This is a genomic window from Vibrio sp. V43_P6S15P86 (genome assembly GCF_009904725.1).
Taxonomy (GTDB): domain Bacteria; phylum Pseudomonadota; class Gammaproteobacteria; order Enterobacterales; family Vibrionaceae; genus Vibrio; species Vibrio diabolicus.
In genome coordinates this window covers 1-11306 of sequence record NZ_WXWT01000430.1, presented here as the reverse complement: position 1 = coordinate 11306, position 11306 = coordinate 1, and the positions used below count along the sequence as shown (strand labels likewise).

The 11306-nt window shown below is 46.1% G+C and carries 7 protein-coding genes, 1 tRNA gene and 1 pseudogene; 3 read left to right on the top strand and 6 right to left on the bottom strand.

Features of this window, described 5'->3' with window-relative positions; all coding sequences use genetic code 11:
• Positions 1–256: 256 nt before the first annotated feature.
• Positions 257–2579 (top strand): annotated as a pseudogene (locus CAG69_RS19425) (acid phosphatase).
• The gene (locus CAG69_RS22350; protein ID WP_012841245.1) at positions 2569–2712 is read left to right on the top strand and encodes a hypothetical protein; all 144 of its coding nucleotides are present in this window, start codon (positions 2569–2571) and stop codon (positions 2710–2712) included. The pseudogene CAG69_RS19425 and the gene CAG69_RS22350 overlap by 11 nt, the downstream one beginning before the upstream one ends.
• A gap of 75 nt (positions 2713–2787) precedes the next feature.
• Here the strand turns inward: CAG69_RS22350 and CAG69_RS19420 are convergent, their stop codons facing one another.
• The 5 genes from CAG69_RS19420 to CAG69_RS19400 form a co-directional block, all read right to left on the bottom strand.
• Complete coding sequence (locus CAG69_RS19420) at positions 2788–3801, bottom strand: SPOR domain-containing protein (protein WP_161445743.1); 1014 nt, start codon at positions 3799–3801, stop codon at positions 2788–2790.
• A gap of 157 nt (positions 3802–3958) precedes the next feature.
• Positions 3959–4915: an ABC transporter permease gene (locus CAG69_RS19415; protein WP_005394358.1), complete on the bottom strand. Its 957-nt coding sequence runs from the start codon at positions 4913–4915 to the stop codon at positions 3959–3961.
• A 2-nt stretch (positions 4916–4917) separates the two neighbouring features.
• Positions 4918–5895 (bottom strand): ABC transporter permease, encoded by a 978-nt coding sequence (locus tag CAG69_RS19410; RefSeq protein WP_031780394.1) that lies wholly within the window; start codon positions 5893–5895, stop codon positions 4918–4920.
• 146 nt (positions 5896–6041) lie between these two features.
• Positions 6042–7595, bottom strand: a complete 1554-nt coding sequence (locus tag CAG69_RS19405) for an ABC transporter substrate-binding protein (RefSeq protein WP_161445741.1) — start codon at positions 7593–7595, stop codon at positions 6042–6044.
• A gap of 92 nt (positions 7596–7687) precedes the next feature.
• Complete coding sequence (locus CAG69_RS19400; protein ID WP_005379108.1) at positions 7688–9403, bottom strand: dipeptide ABC transporter ATP-binding protein; 1716 nt, start codon at positions 9401–9403, stop codon at positions 7688–7690.
• 663 nt (positions 9404–10066) lie between these two features.
• Here CAG69_RS19400 and CAG69_RS19395 point away from each other — a divergent pair.
• Positions 10067–10792, top strand: a complete 726-nt coding sequence (locus tag CAG69_RS19395) for an HAD-IA family hydrolase (RefSeq protein WP_161445739.1) — start codon at positions 10067–10069, stop codon at positions 10790–10792.
• 341 nt (positions 10793–11133) lie between these two features.
• Here CAG69_RS19395 and CAG69_RS19390 read toward each other — a convergent pair.
• Positions 11134–11210 (bottom strand) — tRNA-Pro (locus CAG69_RS19390).
• Positions 11211–11306 lie beyond the last annotated feature (96 nt).

Below are 11306 nucleotides of genomic sequence, written 5' to 3'. Positions count from 1 at the left end.
CTTTACAGGTGGTTATTTTGACAAAACAATCATCCCCAAAATAAAACTGGAACCGTGATCAAATTATCAATTTTCCATCATAGACAAAAAATAGAAATAAATTTTACGGGTTTTGTGCGGTTTTTCGTGTCTTGAACCTAGGCTCAATAGTCATTAAAAAGACACCACTCTCTTCAATCTCACTAGTGAGATTGAAAGATAAAAACAATAAAAAAGCGACTTTCTCATTCGGAAACGAAACAAGGACAAATGAATAATGAATAAGGTGAGTTTATTAGCAGCGTCAGTGGCTATCGCTCTTACTGGCTGTGGCGGTTCAGATGGTGGGTTCAAACAGTGCTAACAACGGTGTTGTGATCACAGGCTTTGACGGCTACTTCAAACATGCAGTTGTTTTTGAAGATACGAACAACAACGGCCAATGGGACACTCAAGAAACATTCCTTGGTCTGACCGATGAGAAAGGTCAGCTTAAATTGGATGCAAAACCAGAAAACACTCTAGCACTGCAGACCATTACACCAAACGGAGCAAAGCAGAAACAGCTTATCGCTTTGGATGCTAAAGAGTACGCTGGCAAATACACGGTTGATATGGATCATCCAGGCCAAGCCATGGCCCACGAAATCGTGTTCCGTGCACCAACATCGTCAAACGTGATTTCACCTATCACAGACCTTGTTGCGATTGAAATGGCAAAAGATCCATCCATTAGTGAAGAAGACGCAAAAGCCAAGGTAAACCAAGCGCTAGGAGGCTCAGAAGAAGCACCAATTGATCTGTACAGTGATTTTGTTGAAGGTGCGACAAAAAACGCCGAACTACATAAAACCGCTCAGATTCTGACCGACTCAAAAGCGCAAAACCCAGCTAACTACGAGAAAAAGGCCACTAAATTTGCTCAAGCAGCAAACCAAGAAGTCGATCGTCTTATCGCATCCGGCGAAAACATCAATGATGCAAGCCTACGCCCAATCATCACTGACGCGACCCCAAATAGCGACAACTTAGCACCTGAAACGGCAATCAATAACAAGCTAACCGTAAACGAAACCGTCGAAGAGGCTGCTAAAGATAAGCTTGGCAAATTACCAAAAATCGTACAAGGCGTAGGCTTTGATGGCGTTGAACTAAACATCGAAGGTCTGTTCACGGACAAAGACCAAAACCTTGTGACAACCAAACTGACGCACAACTTAGCAGGCACAGGCATTGAAGTTGCGCAAACTGGCAATCTGATTGTTCTATATCCGACTGCTATCGTAGAAAAAGCTGGTGATTTTGAGATCGTCCTAACGGCGCAAGACATTGATTCTTCAGGTAAGGTTTTGAGTACGGTAAGCACCGTGTTTAAGTTCGAAATCGAATCGGCAAACTTACCACCAATGGTTGTAGAAACAGAACAAGCGCATCTACAGTCCATCGTTGATGGTTGGTACCTACAACAAGGTGAAGTATTTGAACAAACGCTCGATATTTCTAGCTTGTTCCAAGATAAAGACGGTCATATCACCGACTACTCAGCGGACTATGTGGACATTGAAGGTCTAACAGTATCTGAGGATGGTAATGCGATTGTCACCATTAAAGGCACACCGACAAAAGCGAGCGAAGCTGGTGCAGCACTTGCGATTAGCGCAACAGATGGCCATACCGCGGTACAGATTGCGCTTAGCATGCCAACGGTTATCGAAGGCGTAACGCCACCACCAGTAGTACCGACTTTGGGCTTCACTCACGAGCACTTCAACGGTCAAGAGTGGAAAATGGGTAGCTTTGCACAAAAAGACGGTGAAATTGGCTATGCCATGTTGATGCAAGACTCTGAAGGCCTACTATTCTGCTGGGGCTCAAACCATGATGAGATGAATCAAGAGTACAAAGCGAGCATCAGCGACTTCCTAGAAAACACATGGGAACACGATGCCTACGCTATTCTTGCCGATCTGGACCAACAAACTGGTTACGCGGAATACCATAATAAAGACTGTGAAGACGTCGAGCTGAAAGACGGCAAGCTATACAACAGCTATGGCGAAGAGTATGAAATGCTGTACCAGCACACAACCGAGCATAACGGCACTCAGATGATCGTTAAAATCTCAAATGATGAGCTGTTCTGGATGGATTCAAGCAATACACCATTCGCAGAATCACTTTCGGTTGCAGAACACATCAAACACGGCACGGTAGAGCATGACTTGATGGTAGAAAGTAAAGGCTCGGGCGACGACAAAGTCCTGAAATACTCGTCAGGTACGTACGAGTACGACGCTGATACTTACAACTACACGTCGTTCATGCCAACAGGATTCCAAACTCCAGGTAACTGGGAAATCCAGAGTGATGAAGGCCGTGAGCTGCTGATTCTAAAAGAAACAGGCTCAGAGTCAGATTACAAAACTCGTCATCGTTACATCAACCGTGATTTTGGTGACTTCTACATCGGTATTCGTTGGAGTAAAGAGCAAAACGGTCATGAATCCGCGCCGGAATATGGTCTGTACTCTCACAACAAAGAAGTCATGACAAGCATCGCGAGTTCGCTCCCGATTTTGGAGCCTGGCGATGATGACTAAAGCAACCATCGTTAACCCTTGCTGTGATAGCGTGCATTTGCGTAGAAGACGCAGAACGCTTTGGGAACGCTTGGTCGGCATCAAAGAAGTGTATATCTGCTCTAACTGTCACAAAGAAACGCCACTCAAATAGCGATAATATTTGAGACCGCAAAAAAGCCCCGAACTCGGGGCTTTCTTCTATCTTTTGACCGCAATATTTGGGTCGTTATTTCACGCACACCACGTTCAATAATGAGGTTCCGGTGAGCTGGTTTGGCTCACGATCTGCGAACAAACCTTTCTTACCTTTGCCCCAATACGGCAGTTGCAGTGGCCATTGATTTTTTTCCATCACACCAGACGCCCTCAACACTTTGAATTCTGCAGGGCTGGCTAAGCTCATACCCAGTTGCTGACATACTTTTTGCGAGTTTTCGTAGTTGAGACGATTCCACGGCTTGCCGTATTCCATGTAAAACTGATTGTGGTGGTCGAGTAAGTATGGCACCACGTACGTTTTGCCTTGTAAGGAGGTTCTCAACCGAACTTCAATGTCATCATTCCCGCTTACAACTGGCTTCGCTTTGGTCTTAGCAACAGGCTTGGACGAAGAATTATCACGTGTATTTTTTACCTTGGTCTTTGACTTCTCTGCCGGCGCTGTAAAGGCGTCGGTATCAGCTCGCACGGCAGGAACTGGCGCGGATTTCGGGGTCACCGTCGGTGTTGGCTTAACCGAAGATGCGGCTGATTTCGACGGCACAGCGGGTTTAGATGGTGTCGTAGACTGTTTATTCTCTTTTCCAACCACGCGGATGAACGCCTCTTTGTAATTCGACAAGGTTTTGACTCCTCGCAAATCCCCTCTCGCATCAGACAGAGCTTTGTAAGGCCCAATCAAACAGCGATAACCTTTGGACTCCGGCTTCATCCACACGTCAGTCGTAATCTTGCTGTAAAGCGGCTTTGCTTTCGCGAGTGACATTGGCTTTGGTAGTAATCCGCATTGAATCCAGTAGAGGTAGTTGCCTCCTTGCGGCACTTTCTTTCCCCATACTCCGTTACCAATTGGGCACGTTTTCTCAAGCATCGGCAGTTCTTTCTCGCTCGCTTGAGTAGCTTGGCAAAGGAACTCCTCCGCCGATACTGGGCTAGAAAACTGGGCGCATACCAGCAACAAGCCGAAAGCTAGGCTTGCTTGGAAGATACGAGATGGGTGTTGTGCCTTCTTCATTTCCATACACTTCACTCTAAATTAGTGGGTAAGGTCATTATGGCGGCAAAGCGCCAAAAAAATGTGAACAAAGAATAACTAGCAAAAAAAGAGCCGGAATTTGCATCCGGCTCTCAGTTTAGGAAGGAATTAAGCGAATTTACAACGCTTGGCGGGAAAATTCTTAACCTTTGTACAGTTTCGGGTTAAATACATCGCGTAACCAGTCACCTAAGAGGTTAATCACCAATACCAGTGTGACCAACACAATGCCAGGGAAAGCAGTAATCCACCACGCACCAGAGAAAATGTAGTTAAAGCCGATGCTAATTAGTGCACCGAGAGAAGGTTGATCAACCGGTAACCCCAAACCAAGGAAAGAAAGCGCCGCTTCCGACATAATGGCGTTTGCCACCTGTACCGTAGAGATAACCAAAATGGGTGACAGACAGTTCGGCAAAATATGGCGGAACATAATGCGTGGCGCTTTAAAGCCCATCACACGTGCCGCTTCTACGTATTCCTTTTTCTTCTCAGCCAATACTGAGGCTCGAATTGTACGTGCGTATTGTGGCCATTCCGCCACACCGATGATCACCACCAGCATCACCACCGCATATTGGCTGTAAAAATCGCTGCCAAAGCTGGCTTTGAAAATAGCCGATACGATGATCGCCACCATCATGGTTGAGAACGATAGTTGAACATCCGCAAAGCGCATCAAGAAGCTATCGATACGACCACCGAAGTAACCCGCCGACAAACCAATGATGATACCCAGAATCAACTGAAGACCGACGGCTAAAAAGCCGATCGTCAAAGACAAACGAGAACCGTAAAGAATGGTCGATAAAATATCACGGCCTTGCTCATCAGTACCAAGAACAAAACGCTCATCGCCCTCTTCCATCCAAGACGGTGGTAGCTCTGAATCCATGATGTCGATAGACGTTAGATCATACGGGTCAGTCGGAGCTAGAATTGGCGCAGCTAATGCCAACACTAAGAACATCATAAAGACCGTAAAACTTGCCATCGCCACTTTGTCGCGCTTGAAGTAATACAAGAAGTCCGACTCTTTAAAACGCTGCCATGCAGATGGAGCGGCTTCAGGAGCTGGTGTTACATTTGATTGGCTCATGATTAAGCTCCTTTTCCAGTTAAGTTCACAGTTGGGTTGATGATGCCGTACAGCAAATCAACGATGGTATTGGTTACCACGAAAATCAGACCAACAAAGATAACGTAAGCTGTGATCAACGGTGTATCGACACGGTTGATTGCCTCTAGGAAAAGAAAGCCTGTACCCGGCCACTGGAATACGGTTTCGGTTAGGATGGTGTAAGCCACCATGGTACCAATCTGCACGCCACCTACCGTCAGTACTGGCAGCATGGTGTTCTTAAGTGCATGTTGGTAATAAATCTTTTGTAAGTTCAAACCTTTTGCTTTGGCGAACTTAATGTATTCCGAGCTCAGTACTTCCAGCATTTCTGAACGTACCAGACGGATGAACAACGGCAGCATGATAGACGCTAGCGCAATACACGGCAGGATAAGGTGCTTAATACCATCGATGGTAAAGAAGCCAGATTCCCAACCAAGCACGTTAGCGGTTTCACCTCGTCCGTAGGAAGGCAGCCAGCCGAGTTCGATGGAGAAGACGTACATCAGCATGATTGCGGTTAGGAACACCGGAATCGAGATGCCGACACTACTCATCGCCATAACAAATTTGGTAAAAACACTCTTCGGGTGAATCGCGGAATACACCCCGAGTGGTATAGAGAAAACGATAATAATGAGCGTCGCGCCAAACACGAGCTCTAATGTTGCCACCAGCTTATCGAGGATCACCTCAACCGCAGGTCGCTTGAAAAAGTATGATGTACCCAAATCACCTTGCAGTGCATTACCCACAAAGCGCGTGTACTTTGTGATAAAGGGATCGTTCAGGCCCAATTCGTCGCGTAGCGCTTGGCGCTCCGATTCCGAAACCGACTGACCTACAAGCTCACGCAGCGGATCACCCAGGTTGTCCTGAATGGCAAACGCCACCAAACTGATCACAAACATCACTATCAGTGCCTGAAACAGGCGCTTGACCAGAAACGAAAACATTCCTTGCCCCTTAACTATCCATAGATCTCTAAACTTAGAGAGAAAATTCAGTCTGTAAAACTGGCTCAATCCGACTGAAACAAAACCGAGCCAAGTGTCGAAAACAGAGAAGGACTGGCGCCCCTCTCTGTCATGACTAAGTATGATTACTCGACAACTAGGTCGCCAAAGTAAGGCATTACCATTGGGTTCACGATGTCTGCGGCTTTCACGTTAGACTTCGCGCCCCACGCTTCACTTTGCCAGTGTAGCGGTACGAATGCGGCATCGTTGTATAGCGTCGCTTCGACACCTTTCAGCATTGCTGCACGTTTCGCAGGGTCCGTCTCTACGTTTGCAGCTTCAACCACTTTGTCCATTTCTGGGTTTGAGTAGTGACCACAGTTGTACTGACCACGACCGGTTTCTTCGTTACGAGTCATGGTTAGGAACTCGTTGAAGTTTGCCGAGTCCTCTGTATCCGAGTGCCAACCGATCATCAGCATGTCTGCCGCACACTTATCAAACTCAGGCCAGTATTGCGCTTTTGGCATAGTTTTCAGATCAACCTTGATGCCAATCTTAGACAACATTGCCGCTGCCGCTTGCGCTACTTTCGCATCGTTTACGTAACGGTTGTTTGGCGCAATCATCGTTAGCGTCAGGCCGTTTTCGTAACCCGCTTCTTTCATCAGTTCTTTCGCTTTCTTCAAATCGTAGCGAGGAACGAGTTTGTCATCGTGACCAACGTAGCCAGTTGGACTCTGCTGACCAGCTGCAGTAGCGAAGCCTTTCATGATTTTCTTCACGATACCTTCGTTATTGATTGCGTGAACAATCGCTTGGCGAACGCGAACGTCTTTCAATGCTTCGTTGCTGTTTTGGTTTAGTTGGAACGTGATGATACGAGTACCAGGCAGCGTGACTAGGTCGATGCCGTCAGCATCTTCAACGCGTTTGTGGTCGTTTGGCGCTACTGGGTGAATCATGTCTACACCGCCAGAAAGCAGCGCTGCTACACGAGTTGCGTCTTCTTTGATTGGCACAAGCGTTAGCTTATCAACATTACCTTTCGACTCTTTGTCCCAGTAATCTTTAAAGCGTTCAAATTCCACTTTTACGCCCTGCTCACGTGAAGTCACAATGAATGGACCCGTGCCAGATACGTTAGTCGATGCAAATGAGTTACCGTGCTTCACTAACTCAGACTTGTCTTTGCCGTCCGCAGTTTTGCCAGTGTAGAACTTGCTGTCCATTGGGAAAATGTACGTTGCGGTTTGCAGCACTAGTGGGTAAGGACCTTTAGTTACAAGATCGAACGTGTTGTCGTCAACTTTGACGATTTTTTCGTACGGGTCGAAGATGTTTTTAAAGTCAGGAGAGCTTTGTAAACGCTGGAACGTCCACACGACGTCGTCAGCCGTTAGAGTATTGCCAGAATGGAATTTCACACCTTCACGCAGTTTGAAACGAACAGTCGTATCGTTAATACGTTCCCAGCTTTCTGCTAGGCGAGGCTCGAAATCCATTTTTTGAGTAAAGCGAACCAACGGATCAAATACCATGTGTGACATTTGCAGTGTGCCACCTGATAGCTGCTCATGTGGGTCAAGCGATACTGGGTCAGCTGCATAGCCAACTTTGATATCTGCTGCCATTGCGTTAAAGCTTAGGCCCGCAGCCATTAGCGCCACTGCTAATTTGCTTTTCATGGTTTTCATTTGCATAACTCCTTCATGCGGGGATACGGATCCCTTGTTGTTGTGTTTGCGTCTTTGTTATGACTAAAGGTTAGCCAAGCGAATTGCTTGGTTTATGCCGTTTCGATCTCTTCTCGCAAGCCAGTAAACTCCGGCATCAGAGAAATCAATTTTTTGCTGTATTCGTGTTGAGGTGCCGTGAATAACTGTTCTGTTGGTGCCACTTCTAACAGTGTACCCATTTGCATCACACCTACTCGGTCACACATCTGACGAATAACAGGTAAATCGTGGCTGATAAACAACATAGTCAAGTTCAGCTCACTTTGCAGATCTTTCAGCAAGTTTAGAATTTGTGCCTGTACCGATACGTCCAGTGCTGAGGTCGGTTCATCACAAATCAAAAGTCGAGGACGAGTCGCCAACGCACGCGCAATAGAAATACGCTGACGCTGACCACCGGAGAATTCATGAGGATACTTAAGCCCAGCCATGCGACCCAAACCAACATGATCCAATAGGTCATTCACGATTTGGCGAGTTTCCGACTCGTTTTTCGTCAGTTTATGAAAACGGATTGGCTCAGCAATAATATCGAATACCTTCATACGAGGGTTCATTGAGGTATACGGGTTTTGGAACACCATCTGCATCTGACGACGCATTGGGCGGCGTTCTTTCTCAGAGGTTAAAGCTGTCAGGTCAATACCCTCAAACTTCACCTGACCAGAGTTAGGTTGGTATAAACCAGCAATAACTCGCGCAATGGTTGATTTACCAGAGCCAGACTCACCCACCAAACCAAAGGTTTCGCCTTCATGCACTTCAAAGCTCACATTATTGGATGCCTGCACGTATTCGCGACGGCTTTCAAATAAAGAGTCTTTGGTGACAAAGCGTAGATTAACGTTCTTCACGTCTAAAAGCGGGCCTGTGTACTCGCGCTCATCCTGGCTTTGTCCTAGCCAGTGATTCTTGATGTCGAGTGGCTCCATTTCTGCCGCTTCTTCGATGTAGCTGACCAAAGGGAAGCGATCTAGCTTTCTGTCTGAACGTGGAACGGCTGAAATTAGGCTGCGAGTATAGGAGTGATCAGGATCGCCCAACACTTTGGCTGTTGGCCCAAACTCCACCAAGTCACCACGATACATTACCGCGACGCGGTCGGTGACGTTGGAGACCACACCCATATCGTGAGTAACCAGCATACAGCCGACATTATTCTTGATACACAATTCTCGGATCAAGTTGAGGATTTGGTCTTGGATTGATACGTCCAGTGCCGTGGTTGGCTCATCGGCGATGATCAGATCTGGCTCACCAGCCAAAGCAATCGCAATGACGACACGCTGACGCATACCACCAGAAAATTGGTGTGGGTATTGTTTCAAGCGGTTTTCTGGCTGCGGGATGCCAACTTGCTGCATCAGAGAAAGTGCACGCTGATACGCCTCTTCATCAGAGACTTTCATGTTGGCGTGGATCGTCTCTTTCAGCTGCTGCTCAACCGTAAAAAGTGGGTTAAGTGAGGTCATTGGATCTTGGAAAATAAAACCAATCTTCGATCCGCGAACCTTACGCATCGCTTCTGGTGATAAACCAGAAATTTTTTCTCCATCCAAGAAAACATCGCCGCTAGCAACGCGACCTGGAGGGCTAAGCAAATCAATAACGGCGTTACCAACGGTGGATTTACCCGCACCTGATTCGCCAACAACACCCACGATTTCACCACGTTCAATATGAAAAGAAAGTGACTTCACGGCAGCGTGAACGCCGTGTCGGGATGGGTATTCAATACGAAGGTTTTTCACTTCTAATAGTGACATTTCAGACCTCTACTGCCTTGTCTGTGGTATCGAATCGCGCCAAAGGCACCATTCATCACCTGAATGAATCCGTTCAAATTCAGAATAATACTCTGAAATCTTAATGCGGAAACAATTTGGCAAAAATTACACAAAAAAGCAACAATTAAAGTATATTCCGCCGAGAAAACATTAAATAAACGCACAATGAGCGAATAAAAATGCATTAACAAGTATTTAACCATTTTCATATCACACTATTTTTGTGCGCCATGCACCTATAAAACTAGAAAAATGCTCTAAAAATAAGCACGAGCCAACTAGGACCATTAACCACACTATTCATGTGTAATTATTAACATTTAACAAACAATATCGTATGCGAAAAGCAATTTTTCAACATAAAAAACTATTAATAAAATAGTCGGCAAATATAAAAAGCCAAACTTAGAAAGAGAAAGGATAGGTCAAAACGTGAACAAAACAGCAAAAACACACAAATCCTGCTCCAACGCAGATTATGCGCCACTTAAGCGGTTTATTGACTAAACAAAAGAAAGTGCGGTTACCATCACTCTCCCATTGTAGGTGAAACACGTCGGTTTTAACCCTTTACGGCACAATTGAGAGTGGGATAATAGATAATCAATGTTAGAAGCCAAGCTGTAAATGAAAGGAGCCCCTGTGCTTAGAGCGATTTTTTTTGATATGGACGAGACTTTATGTGCGACGTCACAAGCCGATAAAGTTGCAGGACAAAAGTTTACGACTTGGATTCATAAGACCTACCCGCAAGTTACCGAACCACAAGCTTTTTTACAGCGCTACTTACAGGGTGTGTACAAGAAGCTGAATGCGGAATTCCCTCACCTTGTGGCTCTGCTACCTGATGAAAACGCGTTCCGTTGTGGCCTGATCCAAAACATATTGGCGGAGCACGGAGTCAGCATTAATGCCGAAGAGGCTCAACAAGCTCAAGACTACTTTGACTCTGCACGTATGGGCGCGTTTACTTTCTTCCCTGGTGTAAAAGAAATGCTCAGCGACCTTCGTCAGCATTATAAACTCGTCGTGATCACTAACGGCCCGATTTTTTCTCAACACCCTAAACTCAGCGCGACACAGATGAGCGACTGGGTGGACCATATTATTGTGGGGGGGGAAGAGCCTGAAGAGAAGCCCGCTGCGAGCATTTTCCAAAAAGCGCTCGACTTGGTCGAAGTAAAACCAGAAGAAGCCCTACACATTGGCGACTCTTTACCAGCAGATATAGCAGGCGCTAACAATATGGGCATTTTGAGTGTGTGGGTAAATGCGACAGGCGCAAGTAACTCAACAGATATAACGCCAAATTTTGAAATCCAAGAAACGGTAGAGCTGAGAGAAATCCTTAAAACACTCGCCCAATAAAAGTAGTGGATTAGAAAAATACAAAACCCCAGACGTCGTTCTGGGGTTTATTTTGTCAGCTCGAAAAGCATTTGGATCATTGGTGGTCAAAAGCCCCTAGAGCTGTACACTTTTGGTGAAATTGAAATCGAATGCAGATTCTTTTAAGAGGATAGATGCAAAAGAGCCCCAGCCTTTCGACTGGGGCTCTAAATAGCGGTCGGTGAAGAGCCGTATTATAACTTCAGGCAAACCCCCATCTGGGTTCAAATCCTTTGAAATACTGTCGACTAATAGTCGTCCAAGCGAGATCATAAACTCTAAAACGACGAAAGCCTGCTAAAAAGCAGGCTTTCTAATAGTGGTCGGTGAAGAGGGATTCGAACCCCCGACCCTCTGGTCCCAAACCAGATGCGCTACCAAACTGCGCTATTCACCGAGCATATATTCTTTAAATAAAGAATGGGGTGGCTAACGAGACTTGAACTCGCGACAACCGGAATCACAATCCGGGGCTCTACCAACTGAGCTATAG

What these genes read in the sequence shown, in the direction of transcription:
- CAG69_RS19400 (WP_005379108.1), bottom strand. Translation starts at nt 9,403, where the DNA reads ATGTCACTATTAGAAGTGAAAAACCTTCGTATTGAATACCCATCCCGA.
- CAG69_RS19405 (WP_161445741.1), bottom strand. Translation starts at nt 7,595, where the DNA reads ATGAAAACCATGAAAAGCAAATTAGCAGTGGCGCTAATGGCTGCGGGC.
- CAG69_RS19420 (WP_161445743.1), bottom strand. Translation starts at nt 3,801, where the DNA reads ATGGAAATGAAGAAGGCACAACACCCATCTCGTATCTTCCAAGCAAGC.
- CAG69_RS19410 (WP_031780394.1), bottom strand. Translation starts at nt 5,895, where the DNA reads ATGTTTTCGTTTCTGGTCAAGCGCCTGTTTCAGGCACTGATAGTGATG.
- CAG69_RS22350 (WP_012841245.1), top strand. Translation starts at nt 2,569, where the DNA reads ATGATGACTAAAGCAACCATCGTTAACCCTTGCTGTGATAGCGTGCAT.
- CAG69_RS19415 (WP_005394358.1), bottom strand. Translation starts at nt 4,915, where the DNA reads ATGAGCCAATCAAATGTAACACCAGCTCCTGAAGCCGCTCCATCTGCA.